Annotated in this window: 16 protein-coding genes and 1 pseudogene; 7 read left to right on the forward strand and 10 right to left on the reverse strand. The window is 40.4% G+C overall.

Annotated elements, in window-relative coordinates:
* The first annotated feature begins 11 nt into the window (after positions 1–11).
* On the forward strand, positions 12–1349 hold the full coding sequence (locus G0Q07_RS10440) for an MATE family efflux transporter (protein ID WP_163346036.1): 1338 nt from the start codon (positions 12–14) through the stop codon (positions 1347–1349).
* A 656-nt stretch (positions 1350–2005) separates the two neighbouring features.
* Entirely contained in the window at positions 2006–3043 is a 1038-nt protein-coding gene (locus G0Q07_RS10445; protein WP_163346037.1) for a zinc-dependent alcohol dehydrogenase, read from the forward strand.
* A gap of 52 nt (positions 3044–3095) precedes the next feature.
* On the opposite strand, the gene gnd is transcribed toward G0Q07_RS10445, so the two are convergent.
* From gnd to G0Q07_RS10490, 9 genes and pseudogenes are all read right to left on the reverse strand, one after another.
* Positions 3096–4550, reverse strand: coding sequence for a decarboxylating NADP(+)-dependent phosphogluconate dehydrogenase (gene gnd, locus G0Q07_RS10450; RefSeq protein ID WP_163346038.1), 1455 nt, complete (start codon positions 4548–4550; stop codon positions 3096–3098).
* A 73-nt stretch (positions 4551–4623) separates the two neighbouring features.
* On the reverse strand, positions 4624–5754 hold the full coding sequence (pdxB, locus tag G0Q07_RS10455) for a 4-phosphoerythronate dehydrogenase PdxB (RefSeq protein ID WP_163346039.1): 1131 nt from the start codon (positions 5752–5754) through the stop codon (positions 4624–4626).
* Between the two features lie 17 nt (positions 5755–5771).
* Positions 5772–6785, reverse strand: coding sequence for a Gfo/Idh/MocA family protein (locus G0Q07_RS10460; RefSeq protein WP_163346040.1), 1014 nt, complete (start codon positions 6783–6785; stop codon positions 5772–5774).
* 30 nt (positions 6786–6815) lie between these two features.
* Positions 6816–8102, reverse strand: a complete 1287-nt coding sequence (locus G0Q07_RS10465) for a lactate racemase domain-containing protein (RefSeq protein WP_163346041.1) — start codon at positions 8100–8102, stop codon at positions 6816–6818.
* A gap of 25 nt (positions 8103–8127) precedes the next feature.
* Positions 8128–9201 carry a PfkB family carbohydrate kinase gene (locus tag G0Q07_RS10470; protein ID WP_163346042.1) on the reverse strand — a complete coding sequence of 358 codons (1074 nt, stop codon included), beginning with the start codon at positions 9199–9201 and terminating at the stop codon, positions 8128–8130.
* 162 nt (positions 9202–9363) lie between these two features.
* Positions 9364–10215, reverse strand: coding sequence for an SDR family oxidoreductase (locus G0Q07_RS10475; RefSeq protein WP_163346043.1), 852 nt, complete (start codon positions 10213–10215; stop codon positions 9364–9366).
* A 5-nt stretch (positions 10216–10220) separates the two neighbouring features.
* Positions 10221–11108: a sugar ABC transporter substrate-binding protein gene (locus G0Q07_RS10480; RefSeq protein WP_163346044.1), complete on the reverse strand. Its 888-nt coding sequence runs from the start codon at positions 11106–11108 to the stop codon at positions 10221–10223.
* A 27-nt stretch (positions 11109–11135) separates the two neighbouring features.
* Positions 11136–11309, reverse strand: a pseudogene (locus G0Q07_RS21280) (LacI family DNA-binding transcriptional regulator); the annotation flags it as partial.
* Positions 11310–11423: 114 nt separating this feature from the next.
* A complete protein-coding gene (locus G0Q07_RS10490) occupies positions 11424–12248 on the reverse strand; it encodes a 2-oxo acid dehydrogenase subunit E2 (RefSeq protein WP_163346045.1) in 825 nt (274 codons plus the stop codon).
* A 304-nt stretch (positions 12249–12552) separates the two neighbouring features.
* Here G0Q07_RS10490 and G0Q07_RS10495 point away from each other — a divergent pair, with 304 nt between their 5' ends.
* The 5 genes from G0Q07_RS10495 (at position 12553) to G0Q07_RS10515 (ending at position 20818) form a co-directional block, all read left to right on the forward strand.
* Positions 12553–13140, forward strand: coding sequence for an RNA polymerase sigma-70 factor (locus G0Q07_RS10495; RefSeq protein WP_163346046.1), 588 nt, complete (start codon positions 12553–12555; stop codon positions 13138–13140).
* A 44-nt stretch (positions 13141–13184) separates the two neighbouring features.
* On the forward strand, positions 13185–14180 hold the full coding sequence (locus G0Q07_RS10500; RefSeq protein WP_163346047.1) for a FecR family protein: 996 nt from the start codon (positions 13185–13187) through the stop codon (positions 14178–14180).
* A gap of 218 nt (positions 14181–14398) precedes the next feature.
* Positions 14399–17581, forward strand: coding sequence for a SusC/RagA family TonB-linked outer membrane protein (locus tag G0Q07_RS10505; RefSeq protein ID WP_163346048.1), 3183 nt, complete (start codon positions 14399–14401; stop codon positions 17579–17581).
* 18 nt (positions 17582–17599) lie between these two features.
* The gene (locus G0Q07_RS10510; protein WP_163346049.1) at positions 17600–19276 is read left to right on the forward strand and encodes a RagB/SusD family nutrient uptake outer membrane protein; all 1677 of its coding nucleotides are present in this window, start codon (positions 17600–17602) and stop codon (positions 19274–19276) included.
* A 135-nt stretch (positions 19277–19411) separates the two neighbouring features.
* The gene (locus G0Q07_RS10515; protein WP_163346050.1) at positions 19412–20818 is read left to right on the forward strand and encodes a Gfo/Idh/MocA family oxidoreductase; all 1407 of its coding nucleotides are present in this window, start codon (positions 19412–19414) and stop codon (positions 20816–20818) included.
* A gap of 78 nt (positions 20819–20896) precedes the next feature.
* On the opposite strand, the gene nhaC is transcribed toward G0Q07_RS10515, so the two are convergent.
* Entirely contained in the window at positions 20897–22363 is a 1467-nt protein-coding gene (gene nhaC, locus G0Q07_RS10520) for a Na+/H+ antiporter NhaC (RefSeq protein WP_163346051.1), read from the reverse strand.
* Between the last annotated feature and the right edge of the window lie 159 nt (positions 22364–22522).

The raw sequence follows: 22522 nt of genomic DNA on the forward strand, positions 1-22522 counted from the left end.
ATCTTTGGCGCGTGAAATTTCAAGATTATATTCCATTTTACCGCCGTAATCTAACTTTGGCATTCCCCATTGTTTTATCGCAAATTGGGCAGGTTACTGTTTCGCTTGCTGATAATATGATGGTTGGGCACGTTGGTACAACTGAGCTTGCTGCAGCATCGTTTGCCAACAGTGTGTTTATGATTGGAATGGTTTTCGGTATGGGAGTTACTATGGGATTAACTCCTTTAGTTGGAAAAGCTTTTGGCCAAAACGAGTTACATAGGGCTATTGTTTGGTTGAAAAATGGAATTGCAGCACATCTTGTCGCAGCTGTAGCTTTAACAGTCTTCATGTTCAGCATTTATTTCTTTCTTCCATATATGGGGCAGCCCGAAGATGTATTAAAATTGGGAAGTCCGTATTACTTGTTGCTTTGTAGTTCCTATCTGCCTTTTATGTTTTTCTTCACATTAAAACAGTTCTTTGAAGGAATAGGCAATACAAAAATTGCTATGCAAATCACTCTTACTGCAAATGTTATAAATATTGCAGTGAATTATGTATTCATATTCGGAAAATTCGGATTTCCGGAAATGGGGCTTCATGGAGCAGGAATAGGAACACTTGCTTCGCGCGTATGTATGCCTTTGCTTTTTGCCTACTTCATTTTAAGGAACAGTAGATTTAAACGTTATTTTGTTTTTGCACGTTACCAAAAAATATTCAAAAAGGATATTGTAGCCTTATTACGAATTGGTGTCCCCATTGGGTTTCAGTTAATTGTAGAAGTTGCTGCCTTTGGAATCGGAGCGGTAATGATGGGATGGCTTGGCGAAACTCCGCTTGCTGCGCATCAGGTGGCGCTTGGTTTGGCCACATTTACGTATATGATTTCGCTTGGCGTTTCGCAGGCCAATACTATTCGTGTGAGCCATCAAATGGGTGAACGAGATTACTTATCGTTACGAAGAGCAGTTTTTGCATCCACGCACCTGGTTCTTGTTTTTATGGTACTCTCGGCCCTTCTATTTATTCTGGGAAGAAACGTGCTGCCATTAATGTTTACACCAGATAAAAGCGTTATTAAAGTTGCAGCAGGTTTGCTGGTTATCGCTGCTGTTTTCCAGGTATTCGATGGTTTGCAGGTAGTAATGCAAAGTTCGTTGCGTGGAATGGCCGATGTAACCACACCAATGTTTATCGCTTTTATTGCCTATCTGCTAATTGGTATTCCAACCAGTTATGTCTTCACGTTTGTTTTAGATGTTGGACCTCAGGGAATTTGGTATGGTTATTTGGTTGGCTTGGGAACCGCCGGGATATTATTTTATATCCGGTTTATGCGTTTACTGAAACGTTTTGCCTGACTCAGTTTCTACCAAAAAAAAGCGGGTTATCTTTTGTTGATAACCCGATTGTTCATAGTCTAGTTTAGTTAGATAAGAAAACTTATTGGTCTAATAGAGAAAAGGTAGTTCTAATAAGTATCTAAATCTTTTTATTCATATAAGGCTGCGCTAATATAATATAAAATTGACTTAAACCTTAAGTATTTTTTAAAATTAATTAATGTTTGTTAAAAAACGCTCAGTTTTTTGTCTTATAATATTGATTGTCAGTGATTGTGATATATACAATATGTTATATAATACTTTTCTTTATTTTTGAAAAAATTCATAATTCGTTCGAAAATCACAAATCAACATAGGTTAGTGATAAAAATCATATTCTTATTTATTATTGCAACAGCAAGTTACATTGTACCATTTTATAAAAAGTATGGTTCAACTTTAAAGAACAGAATAGGAAGTTCTTACCTCAATAAAAATGCTTATTTAGTGGTTCTTATACTTCGTTCATGAGATTTTTAAATGCATTTTGGTTTTAAATTGTAAAAGGTACTAAAGTTATGTGCTCATTTATTTGGCACCAACAATTCCAGATTGTATTTTTAATCCAAATCTTAAATAGCGGCATAGAAACTTCTATTCGAGGTTCGTTAAAGGTAATCCAGTAAAAAAAAATGAAAGCAGTAGTATTAACCGGTATTCGGCAGATGAAATTAACAGAAACATCTGACCCGGAATTGATAAACGAGAAAGATGTTAAGATAAAGCTCTTAACAGTGGGGGTTTGCGGATCAGATATCCACTATTATTCAGATGGAAGGATCGGCTCTCAGGTGGTTCAATATCCTTTTAAGGTGGGGCACGAGTGCTCCGGAGAAATTGTTGAAACCGGTACAGAAGTTACAAACGTTAAAGTTGGGGACCTGGTAGTTGTCGATCCATCAGTGCATTGTGGTACCTGCGATCAGTGTTTGGCAGGGCGCCCGCATACCTGCAGAAATAATAAGTTTTTAGGATGTCCGGGACAAATAGAAGGATGTTTGTCGGAGTACATTGTGATGCCGTCGTTCACCTGTTTCCCGGTTACCGGAAAATTAAATGCCCGACAGGCGGCTTTGATCGAACCACTTTCAATTGGTGTTTATGCCGTTAACCTGGCCGAAATCCAAAAAAAGGAAACAACAGCAGGTATTTTTGGTGCAGGCCCAATTGGTTTGAGTGTTCTTATGAAATTGTTAGCCGATAATGTGACCAATGTTGGAATGATAGAACCACTTGATTATAGATTAAATAAAGCGGCAGAAATTGGCGCTTCATGGTTGATAAATCCTAAAAACGAAGATGTGGAATCTGCTGTGCAAAAACAAGAAGAGCTTTTGCTTGATGTGGTTTTTGAAGCAAGTGGCGAACAAGAGGCTGTAAATAATGCCATAAAAATTCTGAAACCGGGCGGAAAGTTGGTTTTAGTCGGCATTCCACCGGATGCCCAATATGTGTTCGATATGGATTTAATGCGCCGAAAAGAATTGACAGTAATTAATGTACGTCGGCAAAACCATTGTGTTGAAGAAGCAATCGATCTGGTCGTTTCAGGAGCAGTTCAAGTATCGAAAATGGTTACTCACGAGTTTACGCTGGAAGAAACACCCGTTGCTTTCGATGTTGTTGAAGGCTACAAATTTGGTGCTATAAAAGCAATGATAAATTTCTAAAATAAAAAAGGAAGCGAGTGCTTCCTTTTTTTATTTATCTCCTTCAAAATGCTTATGCGTTGTAAGTTGATGATGCAGTGTCGCCACCGCGACCTGTCCAGTTAGTGTGAAAAAATTCGCCACGTGGTTTGTCAACTCTTTCGTAGGTGTGAGCGCCGAAATAATCGCGTTGTGCCTGTAGCAAATTTGCAGGCAGCCGTTCGCTGCGGAATCCATCGAAATAACACAATGCTGAAGTTAATGCCGGCACTGGAATTCCATTTGCCAGTGCTGTTGCACAAACACGTCGCCAGCCTTCTTGCGCTTCTTCAACTTTTTGTTTAAAGAAAGGATCGAGCAGCAAGTTTGGTAATTCAGGATTATTATCAAAAGCTTTTTTAATATCAGCAAGGAATACGGAACGGATGATACAACCACCACGCCACATCAGGGCAATTCCGCCGTAGTTTAGGTTCCAGTCGTGTTCGCTTGCAGCTTCCATCATTAGGTTATAACCTTGTGCGTACGAAATAATTTTAGCACCTAACAAAGCACTTTCAATATCGTCGATAAATTGTTTTTTATCTCCTTTAAACTCTGGTTTTGGGCCTTCAATAACTTTAGAAGCCTTAACACGCAAATCTTTTTGTGCCGATAAACAACGAGCAAAAACCGATTCGCCAATCAGAGTTAAAGGAATACCCAGGTCGAGTGCAGAAATTCCTGTCCATTTTCCGGTTCCTTTTTGTCCGGCAGTGTCAAGGATCATTTCAACTGTTTCTTCGCCGTTTTCATCTCTATAGCCTAAAATGTCGCGGGTAATTTCAATCAGGTAGCTGTCAAGAATTCCTGTATTCCATTTTTTGAAAACTTCATACATTTCATCGTTGTTCATTCCAAGCAGCTCTTTCATTAATTGGTAAGCTTCGGTAATAATTTGCATGTCTCCATATTCAATACCATTGTGTACCATTTTTACGAAGTGGCCTGCACCGCCTTCACCAACCCAGTCGCAGCAAGGTTCGCCACTTTCAACTTTTGCCGAAATAGCCTGGAAAATTTCTTTAACGTGCGGCCACGCATCCGGTGATCCGCCCGGCATAATTGAAGGACCTTTTAAAGCGCCTTCTTCGCCCCCTGAAACGCCGGTTCCGATATAAAGTAATCCTTTGCTTTCAACATATTCTGTACGACGAATCGTATCCGGGAAATGTGAATTCCCGCCATCGATAATGATATCACCGGGCTCAAGATGCGGGATAACCATATCGATAAAGTCATCAACCGGTTTGCCGGCTTTTACCAGCATCATTACTTTGCGAGGCTTTTCCAACGAGGCACAAAATTCTTCGATAGAATGCGCTCCAATAAAGTTTTTACCTGCTCCTCTGTCGTTTACAAATTTGTCAACTTTCTCAACTGTACGGTTATAAACAGCAACCGTGTAGCCATTACTTTCCATGTTTAATACCAGGTTTTCGCCCATCACGGCCAACCCGATTAAACCAATGTCTGCTAATTTTTTCATTTCTATATTTTTTGTTTTTTATTTTGAATGTATTCGATTGTTGTAACGAAACCAATTCCGATACGTTTTATTTTTACTGTGTTTTTACATTAAAACCTAATTCTTTGAGTTTTTTCAAGGTTTTCTCCTCAATATATTTTGCATTGATGGTGTACGTGGCAAATTCACGTCGAACAGGATAATCACCACGTAACTGTTCAAATTTTAACGGAGCCTCCCGAAGATCATCATCATCGTTTTCAATGTCGTAAGTACTTAAAATCGCTTCAGCCAAAATGGAATACTCGCGACGTTGGTTACCATCAATTTCTATTGTGGTATTTTCCGGCTTTTCTACATTTGTTGGTTCCCAGTTGTCAATTCCTAAACCAAAAAACCTACTGATGGCCTGAACACTCATTTTTGTTCCGTTCGCTTTTCCGTCTTTCGAATAGCCTGCAATATGTGGCGTACCGTGATCGCACAGATTTAGGAGTTCGAGATTGATATCCGGTTCATTTTCCCAGCAATCGGCAATAAAACCTTTTATGTCGTTCGCTTCAATGGCGTTGTAAATCGCTTCTGTTTCACAAACTTCACCACGACACGAATTGATTAGCAAGGGTTTTTTTTTCAGGTTTTGCAGAAAATCTTCATTTGCCAAATGAAAAGTTGCATCATCGCCTGTCATATTTAATGGAACATGAAAAGTGATAATATCGGCTTCTTTCTGAATCGTTTCCAATGAAACAAAGTTGTTACTTCCTTCTGCTCTCGCCCGCGGTGGGTCATTCAGCAAAATATTCATGCCAAGTATTTTGCAGGTTTTTGCTACACGCTTTCCTACGTTTCCTACTCCAACAATACCTACTGTTAATCCGGCAAGGTCGGTTCTTTTGCGCATCGACCAGGAGAATAAAGCAGAAGCAATGTACTGATTTACACTCTCAGCATTACAACCCGGTGCATTTGTCCATTCAATTCCTGCTTCTCGACAATAGTCTGTGTCGATGTGGTCGAAACCAATGGTTGCAGTTGCAATGTATTTTACTTTAGAACCGTGAAGTAATTTCCGGTTGCAGATCGTTCGTGTGCGTGTTATCAGTGCATCGGCATCTTTTACAACCTCTGGTGTAGTTTCACTTCCCGGGAGGTAAACAACTTCGGCAAAAGGTTCAAGAGCACCTTTAATATATGGTATTTTGTTATCGATTATAATCTTCATTGGGCCTTCTACTCGGTCTATTGATTTTTAATATAATAATCTTTAACCATCTCGTCAAGCACCAGGCTGGTGCGGGCTGCTGATTCTCCGGTGCTGACACACTTGCCATTTTCCAGTAATTCATTTACAACCTGTTTTACGAGGTTTTGCGAGATGTGCTGCGGATTATTAAAACTTAGTTTTTCTGTTCCTTTTTGATTTTTTACAATAACATCGCCATGTGTAAAACAAGGCAAGCAAATTTCGCCTTTTTCTCCAACAATTTGAATATAATCTTCCACCGATTTTTCATCAACAACAAAACACCAGCTTCCGGTTCCAACAACTCCGGATTCGTGTTTCCAGGTTCCTGTAACTGTATCTTCAGCAGGGTAGAGGCCGGCCTGATTAACAGCTTGTCCTTTTACCCCGCTGATTTTTCCAAAAACAAAATCGAGGTAGTCTAATTGGTGAGATGCCAGATCGAAAAAATATCCGCCACCGGCAATCTCCGGAAAAACGTGCCAGCGCATTTCTTCCGGTTTTTGATTGGCTTCGGCAGCCTGTTTATATAACTTTATATTTACCATTAAGGGTTTGCCGATACTGCCAGTTTCTATTAGTTCTTTCACTCTCAGAAATGCCGGTAAAGTACGTCGGTAATAAGCCACCCACAGCGGAGTATTTGTTTCCTCTGAAACTTTAAGCATCTCCAGACATTCAGCATAATTGCGTGCCATAGGCTTTTCAACATAAACCGGTTTCCCGGCTTTTAGTGCTTCAATGGCATATAACGCGTGGGTGTCGGGAGGAGTGGCAATATAAACCGCATTTACTTCCGGATCGTTGATTAATGCGGAACCATTGCTATACCATTTCGGAACATTGTGGCGACGCGCATAGTCTTGTGCTTTTTCTTCATTTCTGCGCATAACGGCAACCAATTTTGAATTTTCGACTTTATAGAAAGCCGGCCCACTTTTTACCTCTGTTACATTGCCAACCCCGATAATGCCCCAATTAATGCTTTTTTGTTTGCTTTTCGTATTCAATTTTTCTGTCTGTTTTAGAATCTGTTTTTACTAATAATCGAACCGATCTCGGTACGCCCACAATCCGATTGCCGGATTTGAAATATAAAATATCTCTTCACCATCCGGCATTATATTGAATCCGTCTTTCAGTTTTCGGGGATCGTATTTTGCAGTCACCTCATCGTAATCGCCATACTTGAATCCTACACTTTCAATTTCCTGTTGGATAATGTTTCCTTCTGCTTTGCCCGGACAGTAAGTGATATTAAAACGACCTTCGGAAGAACCGTGAATCAGGTGAGCTGCAGCGCCCAAATTGTTCTGTAGATCTTCGTTTTCTTTTACCAGTTTTAACGTATGAGGTGTACCAAAATAGCCATACTTACGGATCAAAGCATCGATTTGTGGATCTTCACCAAACTCTTTCAAAGCCGGAGCAAGTACAATTAATTCGGCGCCATCGGCTAATGCCATGCGGGTGCGGTAAATACTTTTGTTGCCCAGCCAGGTGCTTTTAAATTCAGTAGGGTCGAGCCAAACCACTGCTTTTTTGATGGGTTTCTCAACCATCTCAAAGTTAACTTCGAGCGAAAGTTTTGCTGCTTTATCGAACACATTAAAATCGTCGCCAATAAAAAGGCCGTAGGTTTGTAATTTCCCCTCTTTATTGAGGCCTACAACGGTTTGAACATAAACGATCGGCAGATGATTGGAGAAATTTTCGGAAGCGTAATTAAATACTTTTCTTACCGGTGTGTCGGCACGCCCCATCATTCTTTCCATACCGTACGCTGCTCCAATGTAATGGCTTTTGTTTATGCCTTCAACACCACCGGTTCCTACAAAAATATTTTTATTGTAATTGGCCATTCCTACTACTTCATGCGGAACAACCTGTCCGATAGATAAAATCAGATCGAAATTACCTTCAACTAATATTTTGTTTACCTGAGCCGGCCAGGTATAATTAACTGCTCCTTCCGAAACTTCTTTAACAAATTCAGCAGGAACGGTTCCTAATGTAATCACATCATTTCGCCAATCGTGCTCGCGAATCAGCTCTGTTGGCATTTTACCAAACATGTGGCTTATCTGTTCCATTGTCATTGGCGTGTGAGTGCCCAAAGCCGGAAGTACATCGGTGAGGCGTTCGCCGAAGTACTCCCAGGTAAATTCAGTGAGCTCTCCGGCACGCGATGGTAAGCGTGTGTAATCAGGCGGAACCGCTAAAACTTTTTGTTTTGCTCCCATTTTTTCAAAGGCTTCGAACAGACCATTTCTCAGATCATCAGCACTGAGTGCCGTTTCGGTAGAACCTTTTTCGAAATATATCATTTGATCAAATTTTTAAATGAATTGACTAGCGTTTAACGCGCGCATTTCCACCCCACACACTCCATACCTGTTCTTCATCGGCAGGTTGTGCGTAGTCGGTTAAGAAAGTTGTTGCCAGAGCTCCGGTGGCCCATCCAAATTGTGGCCATTTTTCCGGCTCCCAGCCTTTTAGAATTCCATACAGCATTCCGCCAACAAAACCATCGCCGCCACCAATACGGTCGAATACACGAATTGTTCGTGGTTCAACAACATGCCAGTTTTCACCTTCCAGCATAATAGCTCCCCAAAGGTGTTCGTTTACACTAACAACTTCGCGCAGTGTGGTTGCAAAAACCGATGCATTTGGAAAAGTCTCTTTTACACGAGTGATCAATCCTTTAAATCCATCAATTTTGGCGTTCAAACCTTCACCACCGGCTGGTGGTCCCTCAATTCCAAAACAAAGCTGAAAATCCTCTTCGTTACCAATAAGAATATCCGAAACCGATGCTATTTCGGTAAAGTCTTTTCGAAGTTGTTCTTCGCGACCTTTCCAAAACGAAGCTCTGTGATTAAGGTCGAAAGAAATTTTGGTACCATATTTCTTTGCTGCTCTTGCAACTTCAAGACAGAACTGTGTTGTTTCAGGCGATAGTGCACCAATCAACCCGGATAAGTGAACGATTTGCACTCCTTCTTCGCCAAAAATACGTTCAAGATCAAAGTCTTTTACATTTAATGTGCGGCCTACTTCGCCTGCACGGTCGTTAAAAACACGCGGTCCACGGCTGCCATATCCACTGTCGGCAATGTTTATCTGGTGGCGATAACCCCATGGATTTTCCTGTTCCATTTCGGGGCCTTCATAGTCCATGTGGCGGGCTTTTAAGTTGCTTTTTATAAATTTTGCAATGGGACTGTCTTTTACAAAAGTGGTTAAAACTTTTACGGGTAATCCCAGGTACGATGAAATGCTGGCTACGTTGGTTTCGGCACTGGTAGCATAAAGCGTAAATTTATCGCTTGAATGAACGGGCTGCCCATTTTCGGGAGTAAGACGGGTTCCCATGCTTGTTGGTACCAGCATGGCATATTTGCAATTTTGTTTTAATTCCATTTTGTTTGATTTTATTGGCTATAAATTATTATATCGTTTTATTGCGGAATTGGTTATACTTAAATCAACCCTATTTTTAGGGTTGCCGGCGTTAGCGCTAACGGCGTTTCGGGAAAAAGAAGCCGAATTCCAAATCCGGCCCAAACATTATCCAAAGTTTTTTTAAACGCCTCCAAATGCGCTGTAACCTCCATCAACAGGAATTACAATTCCGGTAATAAAGTTTGAAATATCAGAAATCAGGAAAAGTGTTGTGCCTTGCAAATCTTCAGGTTCTCCAAATTTCCCCATTGGCGTATTATCAACAATTTTTTGTCCGCGAGGCGAGTAGTTACCGGTTTTTTCGTCCACTACCAAAAAACGGTTTTGGTTAGTAATAAAAAAGCCTGGAGCAACTGCATTTACTCGAATGCCTACTTTCGCCAGGTGTACTGATAACCACTCCGTAAAATTATTGATCGACGCTTTTGCAGCCGAATATGCCGGAATTTTTGTGAGCGGTTTATACGAGTTCATTGATGAAACATTCAGTACAACACCTTTTTTATTCGTTAGCATATCGCGGGTAAAAACCATGGTGGGCAGCAAAGTCCCTTTAAAATTTAGTGCGAAAACCTTGTCGAAACCTTCCATTTCCAACCCGTAAAAAGTGTCCTCAAGCTTATCCATGTTTTCCTCCGTCATGGTTTCAACTTTTGTTGTTGCCTGCGGACTGTTTCCTCCGGCGCCGTTAATTAAAATATCAATCGGACCCAGTTTTTTGTTGATTTCTGCTTTTGCCGCCTCAAGCGATTCTTTATCGAGCACATTGGCTGCAACACCAATCACCTCTGCTCCCGACTCGGCGGCAATCTCTGCCGCAACTTTATCGGCTGTTTCTTTATTAATATCGGCAATGGCAATTTTGGTTCCAACCGATGCAATGGCTTTAACCATGGCAGTACCTAAAACTCCGGCTCCACCAGTAATTACGCATACTTTGCCTTTTAAATCGTTAAATGATAATGCTTGCATAGTTTTTATTTAAATTCTTTGTAGTAATCAACGTTTTCTTTTGTAACAATATCAATTGGGGTATAACTTTCTTTTTGAATTTCTCTTTTTTGTACGATGGACCTAAAGAGTTTGTTTACAGCGTTATATCCCTGTTCTTCGGGGCGTTGACAAATGAGAAACTGAACGAGATCCATTTTCAAAAATTCAATATTTTCTTTTATAAGATCGTGGCCAATTACTTTAATAGTATTGAGTTTGAGTTTTTGAAGCAGGCGACCAACATAAAATACTTTCGAGTTGGTAACAAGAATTCCTTTAATGTTCCTTTCGACGATGTAGTTTTCAACCTTTTGCATCCATTTATCCGAATTCGTATCCGGAATTTCAATGGTGAATAAATCGTGGTTGTTATCCTTTTTTTGCTTAAACCAGTCGTGTATTCCCATTTCGCGTTGTACCAAATGGTTTTGGTTGTCCATCTCTTTTGCAAAATGAAGAACCAGAATATTTCCGTCGGGTAACATCAAATCGAGCAATTTACCCGAAACCAATCCGCTTTGATAGGAATTCTGGCCAATGTAACTTAGTTGTCCCACATCTTTAATGTCAGAATCGATAAAAACAAACGGAATTTCCAGCTCTTTCAATTCTTTGATAAAAACCGTAGCCTCTTTTTTGAAAAAGGGTGCCAGCACAACACCGTCGGGTTTTATGGCCAGAACATTATTGGCTTCTTCAACAAAGCTCTTCGAATCGGCCTGATTAAATGTAAACGATTCAATTTGTAATCCATACTGTGGTAATTCTGAAATTCGTTTTTGGATTCCTTTAATTGGTTTGGTCCAGTATCCATCTCCGGCAGGAGGTTGAGGAAGTAGCGTTGCAAAAGTAGCAGCTTTTTTAGATGCCAACGTACTTGCCAGAATATTGGGCTGATAATTCAGCTCTTTAATAATCTCGAGAATCTTCTTTTTTGTAGAGGTAGCTACTTCGCCCCGGTTGTGTAAAACCCTGTCGACCGTGCCGATTGAAACTTTGGCTTTTTCGGCAATATCCTTAATTCGTATTTGCTTATTTAGTTCGATAGCGTTTCTGTTTTTTATGATTAAAATATCACAATTTTAATTCTTCGCTTTCAAATCTAAACAAAAATATTAGTATTCCGTGTACGAACACGGAAATTTTTCATCTAAAATGTTCAGCAACATTTCAGACCGGAACTTACCTTAAAATCGGGCCAGATTCTGATCCGGTTTTTCTTCCAAAAGATGTGGGTTTTTTAATAAGAATTTAATTTGTCGGAAGAGGCGGCCACCATGTGACCCGTCGACAACGCGATGATCGAGTGTTGCTGACAGTAACATGATTCTGCGCGGAACAATTTCGCCGTTAACCACTGCGGGTTTATTCTGAACCGTTCCCAAAACCATTACCAGCGATACGTTTGATGAAGGTAGTAACGAGCCAAAACCGGTATCGAGACCAACGGTGCCAATGTTTGATACCACATACGAGCCAAAACTATTTGAATCGAGGCCGATTCCCGGTAAAGAAATTCCCCAATCGATAGTAAGAACACGGTACAGGCGGAACAGCCATTTACGGAAAGGCCACGGAACCCGTGCCAGTATATTTTTCGATTGCATTTCATCGCGTTCGTTTCCTTTTCGCGACTGACGGATATGTTCGGCAATTTCGTCGGTTACCTCCTGTATGGTACGTTGATCGGCATTTTCAACTTTTACCGATCCCATTTCTCCACCGGCCAGTAAAACACTAACCACTCCATCAACCTGTTTACGCTGGGCTATTTTCGAGCCCTTAACAAAGGTGTTTAGTTCGGGCACTTCGTTACGAATTGCCCTTCCAATAATTAGTGTGATGATATAAGTGAGCGTAGTTTTTAAGCCTTCTTTTCTTTTTTGAGCGATGTACTTTTCAATATCTGTAACATCTAATTCTACCGTACCATAAATTTTAGAATCGGTAGGCTTTTTGTAAATGGTTGACGCCACTTTGCGCCAGTCTGAATTATAATCAATATGCTCCATATAACGATTTTATTTATCAATCGTTTCCTGTAAAAAATCCAATAATTGCGGCTTTAGGTCGCAAATGTAATTGTTTATATGGAAATCTCTTAAGAAAAGGCTCTCCGATTAATGTTTTTATTTACTCGATCACCAAAATCAATTTCGGCCTGTTTTCAATCTTTTACAACTATTTTATTTCGTTTTTTTAGAGAAATTGAATTGCGATAGGAGCGTGTATGAGCTTAAATAGTTTGCAATTTATTTAAAAAGAATACTTTTGTGTACTTAAACTAAACTGTTACTAAACTATTTTCTACCCTTAATGAAACCCGATCTTGAATCAATATTATTCAGGAAATTTAAAGAAGGTGATTATGCCGCCTTTAATAGTCTTTTCACAAAGTACTACCAACCGCTTTTTCTTTTTGCCAAAAAATTTGTTGCAGAAGATATGGCGAAAGACTTTGTGCAGGATTGTTTTTACGAATTATGGAAAAACAGGAAAAAGATTGAAGTGAAAAACACGCTGTCGGCTTACCTTTTTACCATGGTTAAAAATCGTTGTTATAAATATTTCGAAAGAGAACAGTTTAAAGCGGGCAAGCTGAATGAGATAGAATTTAGATTGAAACAGGAAGAATTTAATTTTTTTCTCAATTCCGAAAAAAGTGTTTTAGAATTTGAAATAAGAGACCGGATTCAAAACACATTACAGAAATTACCTCCAAAATGTGCCCAAATTTTTAATGAGAGTCGGTTTAATGGCTTGTCGAATAAAGAGATAGCCCAAAAATACGATCTGTCGTTAAAAACGGTTGAAAAACATATATCAAAAGCCTTAAAAATTTTTTACAACGAATTTAAGGAGCACACCTACCTTCTCTTTCTATTAAATTTTAAAAATAATTAGTTACGGAGGTAGGGGTATCTCCACTTAAAATACTCTTATTAAAAATGAACAACAAGAACACTGAAAATATAGATCAGGATATACTGCATTTTATTCAAGGAAATGCAGACCAAGAACAAAAAGCTGCGTTGCTTAGCTGGCTTCACGAGAATCCGGAGAACCGAAAAAAATTATTTAAACAAAAGGATTTTTGGAATGCAGCAGAAATTGATACTGAAAATTTAAAGGAACTTGAAAACAAAGAATGGCTTGAATTGCAGAATCGAATAAATGCTTCGAAAGTAAGACAAGGGGTTTTTAAAGAGTTGGTAAAAATTGCTGCAATTGTAATTGTAGCTCTGGGAGTAGGCTGGATGAGCCACTATTTGTATTCTGAAGAGGTTGCTTCTAAAAACGTTGAGATGAAAACCGTTCAAGCGATTAAAGGTCAAATAAAGGAAGTGTTTTTAGCTGACGGTACTCATGTTTGGTTGAACGCCGGTTCCGAGCTTTCTTTTCCATCCGATTTTACTGAAAAGAACCGCGAGATTAGTTTACACGGTGAGGCCTATTTTGAAGTTACAGCAAACGAAAAAAATCCATTCCTGGTAAAAACGGGTAATCATACAGTTAAAGTTACCGGTACCAAATTTAATATTTGCGAATATCCCGAGGATAAAATGATTGAAACCACACTGGTTGAAGGAAAAGTGAAAATTATTTCGGGTAACTTTTTTAAAGATCTGTATCCCGGCGAACAGTCCACATTTTACACCGAAACAGCTGAAGTTTTAATCGGCGAAAAGGATTTTGACATTTACACGGCCTGGCGCGAGGGACGATACGAGTTCCGAAATGAATCGGTTGATAAAGTCTTTCAAATTATGGAACGCTGGTGGGATGTGGATATCAACTATCCGGAGGACGATTTTAAGCACGAATACATCTCGGGAGTACTGAGAAAACATAAACCAATTATACAACACTTTGAGGTGATTAATGAGTTAGTGCCAATCGACTATGAAATTGATAATGATAATATTACAGTGAAATTGAATTAATAATAGAACAAAAACTAACTAGCTAAAACTATTTCTGCCTATGAACTGAACTACCTATGCATCCAAAAAAAAAACGGGAAATACGCCACATACTTCCCGTTAACATTACAAGTGTAATTTTTTGATTTATAAATTAAAATCGTAGCGAAACTATGAAAAAAAAACTAATCCACCTCTTTCTTTTTGAAAGAAGGAAGGGGCGAAAACTGTTTCTTGTTATGAAACTATCCCTTTTTTTAATTTTAATAAGTTTAGTCAGTGCATCGGCTAGTGTTTATTCGCAATCAGTGCGGATTGACATGGAGTTACGCGATGCAAGTCTTGAGAACGTTTTTCAATCCATTCAAGACCAAACTGAATTTGATATCTTTTACAAAAACGAGCATCTGCCCCGATATAAAAAGGTTGATGCCGTGTATGCCAAAGCTACTGTTGAGCATGTATTAGATGATGTTCTTGTTGGTACAGGATTGAAATACAGAGTGCTTAATAAAGACATTGTTATAACTAAGGACAACTCGGGAGATGGCAGTGATATAGAATCGCAGCAGAAAACTGTTCGGGGAGTGATTACCGACAACGACGGAATACCGCTGCCTGGTGTAACAATTGTTGTAAAAGGAACTACAAATGGAACTGTTACCAACTTAGAAGGAGAGTATACGTTAGGAAATGTTCCTGCGGATGCCGTATTGCAGTTCTCGTTTGTTGGAATGCAAACCCAGGAAATTGAAGTAGGGGGTCAAACCGAAGTAAATGTAACCATGCTTGGCGATGCAATTGACGTTGGCGAAGTAGTTGTAGTAGGTTATGGTACTTTGGAGAAAAAAGAAGTTACCAGCTCAATTACTTCTGTAAAATCAAAAGACCTTATTCCCGGTGGTTCAGGAAATCCGCTTATCGGAATGCAGGGGAAAGTTACCGGTTTAAGTATTCAGTCAACTAACGGAACCAGCCCGAACGCCACAACATCGGTGCAACTGCGCGGTGTTGCATCAGTATTAGCCGGCCAAGGGCCACTTATTGTTATCGATGGTGTTCCCGGCGGTAGCATAAACTCGGTAAGTCGCGAAGATATTGAATCGATCGATGTATTAAAAGATGCATCGGCCGGAGCAATTTATGGTACGCGTGCTGCAGGTGGTGTAATTCTTATTACGACCAAGTCGGCAAAAGCCGGAAAAATTCGTCTGACCTATACATCGGAGTTTACAACCGAAACAATTCGCAGGAAACCTGAAGTTTTAAGTGCCCAAGAATTTGTTGCAAACGATTTGGGAACTGATTACGGAAGTTCTACCGATTGGTATGATGAAGTTACTGTTGACAACCCTTTCAGCCAGCGTCATCATATTAACTTAAGTGGTGGTTCTGAAACGTCTCGTATTTATGCCACGTTCTTAGCATCCGATCAGGAAGGTATTGCCATTGGTGATAAACGTGAAGAAATGGGTGGCCGTATTAACGCCAACTTTACTTTAATTGATGGGTTTGCAGAAATTATTGCACATGCCGATTACCGCAAAACAAACAGCGATCGCTCGCACAATGGTATTTTCGATATGGCCTTAAAGCTGAATCCTACACAGCCGGCTTACGACGATACACAAGTTCATGGTTATAATGTTTGGACCGGTGGTTGGGAGTATTATAACCCAGTAGCTGATATTAATTTGCGCACCGATCAGGGACACTCATCCAATTTCCTTGGCGATGTAACCTTGAAGCTGAACCTCACCGATAATTTGAGTACTCAGGCAATGATTGCCCACCGCTCAAACGAATACCGCGATGTGTTATATGTTTCGGCACAACATAAAGAGTCCCTTGATAATGCCCGTGCAGGTCGAGGCCGTCAGGCATATGGCAGGAGTATGGACAAAACCTTTGAATGGTTGGCAAAATATATCAATACTTTTGGTGAGCATTCGATTAATGCCGTTGCTGGTTATAGTTTCCAGGAGTTTAATGCCGATGGTTTTGATATGACCAATTATGATTTCCCTGTAGATGGTATTGAAGCATGGGACATGGGAAAAGGAACATTTCTTTCAGAAGGTAAAGCCGGAATGGGATCGTGGAAAGACCCTCGCGAAAGACTGATCGCTTTCTTTGGTCGTGCAAATTATACCTTCCGCGACAAATATATTCTTTCAGTTAGCGGACGTTACGAAGGTTCTTCGAAATTTTTTACAGACAACCAATGGGGTTTCTTCCCTGCGGTATCTGCCGGATGGCGCATCAGCGACGAATCGTTTATGGACGACGTGACAGTTGTTAGCGATTTAAAACTACGTGGAGGTTATGGTGTTACCGGTAACCAAAGTTTTGCACCGGGAGCATCATCACGTATGTATGCTTCTGATACCTGGTGGTTGGTTGATGATGAATGGATTTATACCTATGGATCGGCACATAACCAAAATAAAGACCTGCAGTGGGAAGAGAAAAAAGAGTATAACGTAGGTGTTGATTTCGGGTTATTCGATAATAAATTAACCGGTAAGTTCGATTTGTACGACCGTAAGGTTGATAAAATGATCTATGATATTTCAGTATCAGTGCCACCTGCTGTGCACGATAAAACAACGATGAATGTTGGAAGTTTGCGTAACAAAGGTTGGGAAGCCGAAGTAAATTACAATGCGGTAAGTTCAGCTAATTGGGACTATTCAACAACATTACGTATTTCACACAATAAATCTACTCTGGAGTCGCTTTGGGGCAGCCAAACTTATTGGGATAGGGTAGGATTTCCTGCTCCTGGCTCTCCGGGTAACGCGGTTCGTTTATTCCCGGGACAAGACATTGGTAAATTCTACGTATGGCAATTTGCCGGTTTTACCGATGAAGGAAACTGGATGTTGTATGACAAAGACGGAAATGCCTTTGATGTAACTGAACAAACAAAAACAAACGATGATAAAGCGTTTGTTGGTAATGCAATTCCTAAAGTTCAAATGAGTTGGAACAATACGGTTAGCTTTAGAAATTTTGAAGTGGAAGCTTTCTTCACCAGCTGGTTAGGGCATGATATTTACAACACAATTGATATGTATTATGGTTTGCCAAATGTTGAAGAGCAAAACGTTTTGGCTGATGCATTTGATAAAAACAAGGATGTTGTTGGAGAGAAAGAGCTTAGCGATTACTGGATTGAAGATGGTGATTTCATCAAATTGAAGGCATTAACGCTGCGTTACCGTTTTGATACCGGAAACCTTAATTGGCTGCAAAATGCCAATGTGTATGTTACCGGTAGAGATCTGTTTACCATTACATCTTATTCGGGAATGGATCCGGAGTCGAACATCAACGGTTTAGACCCTGGTTTCGAGTGGCATAATAACATTTATCCACGTACCCGTACCTGGACATTGGGAGTTCAATTAACTTTTTAACCTTTAAATTAAATTGTTATGAAAATTAAATCATATAGTTTACTACTCATCATATTATTGTTTTCCGGTGTTGCTTGTACCGATTTGGAAGAGCAGTGGTACTCTGCAGTTGTACCGGAAACATTCTTTAATACAGAGCAGGACGTAAAAGCTGCTTTGTACCGTTCATTTACGCATGCCCGCTGGTATGTGCAGGAAGACAGATGGCAGCTGCAGGAAATGACTGCCGACCAGTTTGCGATTACAACCAAAGGACCACACTGGTATAACGGTGGTGAAAACTACCGTTATCATTACCACGAGTGGACCGTTAACGATGGCTGGATTTGGCAATCGTGGCGTGGTTCGCTAATGGGCGTTGCACTAGCTTTGGATACCAAACAAGATCTGGAAAATCTTGATTACAGTACGGTTGGTTTAACCGAAGTGGATAAAGCATCGCACCTGATGCAGTTGCAAACACTCATCGCATATTTTTATTTGCGTGGTCTTGATTTCTTTGGCGGACTTCCGATTTTTACCTCAAACGAAGGTGAAAATATTCCGAGAAGTACCGATAAAGAAACTTTCGAACATATTGAAGGGTTGCTACTGGAAGCCATTCCTCAACTACCGAAAAAAGTTGCCGGCGAAAAAGAAGAAGGAGCTTTGCGTATGGGAGCTGCTGCTGGTATGCTGGCACAGCTTTATTTTAATGCCGAATCGTATATTGGCGAAAGCCGCTTTACCGAATGTGCAGCAATTTGTCAGGGAATTATAAATGGTGAATATGGCGATTATAATCTTGACCCCACTTGGAATGGTGCGTTGGGTTTTTACAATAACGAGTCGCCAGAGGTAATCTGGTCGGCACCATCAGAGTTTAACAAATTGCAGTACGACTGGATGTGGAATCGTTTTTACCACTACGAAACATATAAGTATTTCGGATTGGATGGTGGAGCATGGAACGGTCATCACCTTCAGCCGTCGCGTAAACCAACCGGCGATATTTATACCGAATTCAAATTGGGCAAGCCTTACGAAAAATTCGATGATGGTGATTTACGAAAAATGCCCTACTTGTATAAAGGAGGTGGTAAATACGAAGGAATGTTCCTGGTTGGCGATCAAATCAGTCCTTACGGAACATCATATGGAACACAAGAATACAAAGATGAAGTAATTTCGTTTGTCGATATGGTAGCTACTTTCAAAAAGGTGGGCGACGAATATCCTGATATCGCATCGCTACCGTCGACTATGGCTGATGGTGAAGAAAATACCGGTGTTCGTTTGGTAAAAGCTCCAATGCCTAATTTGGCTGACGAGTCGTTGCGCTGGGGGGCCGATAACGTAATTATTCGTTTAGCTGAAGTTTATTATATGTTGGCAGAATGTAAATTACGCGCCGGCGAAGAACAAGCTGCAGCCGATTTAATAAATACTGTTAGAGAACGTAATTTTGAAGACGGTAATGACCCAAATCCGGTTACAGCCGATAATCTGGATGAATACAGAATGCTCGATGAGTGGGGTGTAGAATTTCTTGGAGAAGGCCGTCGTCGTACAGACTTAATCCGTTGGAATAAGTTTGTAACCGACGAATGGTGGGATCATGAAGCTTCCGGTTCAGAACATTTACGCCGTTTCCCGGTGCCTGAAGATGCACTTTCCGGAAACAATGCACTCGAACAAAATCCTGGATACAACTAAACCTAATATAGTCTGGTATTAGTTTATGAATGGAGAGGCTGCCTTAGGGTGGCCTCTCTTTTTTTTGGAAGAGTACTCAAATTATCTTAAGTTTATTTGCCTAAATCAATACTATTCAATTTTAAACTTATACACATGCAAAACAGAAGAAATTTCCTTGCCACCATTGGCACAATAGCGGCCGGTGCCGTTGTATCTAATCCTTTAAAAGCTGCAGTTCTTGCTGAAGGTGAAAAGCTAAAAATGGTTTTAGTGGGTACTGGTATTCGTGGAAACAGTTTTTGGGGAAAGCGTCTGGTTGATGAATACGGAGATATTCTGGAATTTGTGGCTTTGGTTGATACGAATCCGGGACGTCTGGAGTATGCTGCTAAGTACATTGGAGTGGGTAAGGATTGTAAAACCTACACCGATTTTGATGTAATGATAAAAGAGCAATCTCCTGATCTGGTTATTGTTACTACGCCGGATGCCACTCATCATCAATACATTGTTAAGTCGTTGGAAAACGGTGTTGATGTGCTTACCGAAAAACCCATGACTACAGATGAAGACAAATGCCAGGAAATTTTAGATGCGGAGCGTCGTTACAAACGCAAAGTAATTGTTGGTTTTAATTACCGCTGGAGTCCTTATAATACAAAGATTAAGGAATTGTTGATGAATGAGACGATTGGAAAACTTGTTTCGGTTGATTTCTCGTGGATGCTGAATACCAGCCACGGAGCTTCTTATTTCCGGCGCTGGCATGGCCAGCGTGAGTGGAGTGGCACATTATTGATTCATAAAGCAACACACCACTTTGATTTATTAAATTGGTGGATTGATTCCGATCCCGATGAAGTGTATGCAAAAGGCGATTTGGAGTTTTATGGAAGACGACCCGAGAAAAGCGGTGTAAATTGCCGTTCGTGCGATGAAAAAGATACTTGTCCGTTTTATTGGGATATTACCAAAAGTCGCACCGAATATAATCTGTATGCAAAGCACGAACAGTACGATGGGTATATTAGAGATAATTGCCTGTTCAGGCCGGAGATAAATATCTACGATAAAATGAATGTAAATGTAAAATATGCCAATAATGTGTATTTGAATTACATGCTTACAACATATTCACCGTGGGAAGGCTGGCGTGTTGCGTTTAACGGAACTGAAGGGCGCATTGAAGCATTTCTTGATGTTCCTTATTTGGAAGAGGTACAAATATCGCAGGAAGAAATGCATAAAGCAGAAATGGACCAGAGCGAAAACCAGAAGCAGTTGACGAAACCAATTATCGTGCATAAACTTTGGGGAGAGCAGGAGATTATAAATGTTGGTTATAGCAGAGGTGGCCACGGTGGCGGCGATAAACGACTGCACGATCATATTTTCAGGACACCTGACGCCGAGGATGAGTTTCAACACCTGGCCGGTACGCGCGATGGCGCCATGTCTATTCTGATTGGTACAGCTGCCCGAAACAGTATCGAGTCGGGGAACCCGGTAAACATAGGAAGTTTAACTACGCTGCAACCACGAAGCAAGAGATTAACCTGACTTTTTTTCTACCAAAAATAAAAACGCAGTCAACGGTTTTGTTGCTGCGTTTTTTATGCTGTAAATTCTAATTTCGTTTTAAGCTTCTTTCGTCACCTCCGTTGGTTTTTCACCTTTTGCAAATCGCCTGATTTTGATGTTTAAATAAGCAAAAAGGACGGTCATAAACGGACTAATAATGTTAAAAAAGGCGTACGGCGCATAAGACCAGGTATCAACACCCAATACTCTTGATTGCGTTGCTCCGCAGGTATTCCACGGAATAAGTACAGATGTTATAGTTCCGCTGTCTTCCAGTGTCCGGCTCAGAACTTCTGGTTTAAGGCCTTTTTCTTCATAAGTTTTTCGGTACATTCTTCCCGGAACAACCAGCGCAATATATTGGTCGGAAGCGGTGGTGTTAAAAAAGATACATGTTCCAACTGTTGATGCCACCAAACTTCCGGTGCTTTTGGCATATTTAACAATCGGCTGTGTAATTCGTTTTAATAAACCTGCCGATTCCATTACGCCTCCAAAAACCATGGCAGAAAGTATCAGCCAAACAGTATCCAGCATTCCGCGCATTCCTGAAGTACTCAGCAATTCGTTCACATTGGCATTCGAAGTAGTCAGGCTAATATCGCCAAACATGGCTTGCATAACCGAATAATAGGAAGCTGTTCCATAACTGTCAACATTACCGGCAACAGTATTTATAATATCGGGTTGAAAAATAATCGCAAATAGTCCGCCCAATAGTGTCCCGATAAGCAATGATGGAAGAGGTGGTACTTTTAGGATGATAACTGTAAGTAGAGCCACCGGTACCAAAAACAATAAGGGATTGGTGTTAAAAGTAGCATCAATGGCCAATTTTACATCCGCTACGTTTATAGTGGCATTTGAAAAATCGTAGTTGAAACCCATAATCAGAAAAATAATCAGGGTGATGATCATCGTTGGCACCGTCGTGAATGTCATGTATTTTATGTGGGTAAACAAATCGGTACCGGCCATTGCAGGAGCAAGATTGGTGGTGTCGCTCAAAGGGCTCATTTTATCGCCAAAATAGGCACCGCTTATTATGGCGCCGGCAACAATTGCTTCGTCGATGCCTATGGCTTTGCCAATACCGAGCAGTGCAATGCCAATAGTTGCTATGGTCGACCACGAGCTTCCGGTGGCAACACTAACAATGGCACTAACTACTACTGCTGTAAAAAGGAACAGTTTTGGGCTGATAATATCTAATCCGTAATAAATCATTGCCGGCACAACACCGCTAATGAGCCACGTTCCGGCCAATGACCCAATAAGTAACAGGATCAAAATTGAGGGCATTGCCGAACCAATTGTCGAAACAATCTTTTTACTGATTCTGTCCCAGCTAAAACCTAAACGATAGGCAACAACTCCGGCAATAGCAGCTGCCAGCATCAGAGCAACCTGATTGGCTCCTCCCAATGTATCGTCAAAAAGTAAAACGTTAAGTGTTAAAAGTCCTATTAGAATTAGAATTGGCAGCAATGCCAGAAAAAGAGAAGCTTCGCGTTTTGTTGTCATATATCAGCTGATAAATAAAATGAAGCGCCAAAATAACATATTATAGTTGAAAATTGTAATAAAACCCGGCTGAAGTCGTACATTTTGTAAAAAACAAGCCAATAAATAAAAACACATCACATTTTATTTAATGGATAATTAATTGTTTTTATTTTCGTT

The sequence above is a fragment of the Draconibacterium halophilum genome (assembly GCF_010448835.1).
Classification (GTDB): domain Bacteria; phylum Bacteroidota; class Bacteroidia; order Bacteroidales; family Prolixibacteraceae; genus Draconibacterium; species Draconibacterium halophilum.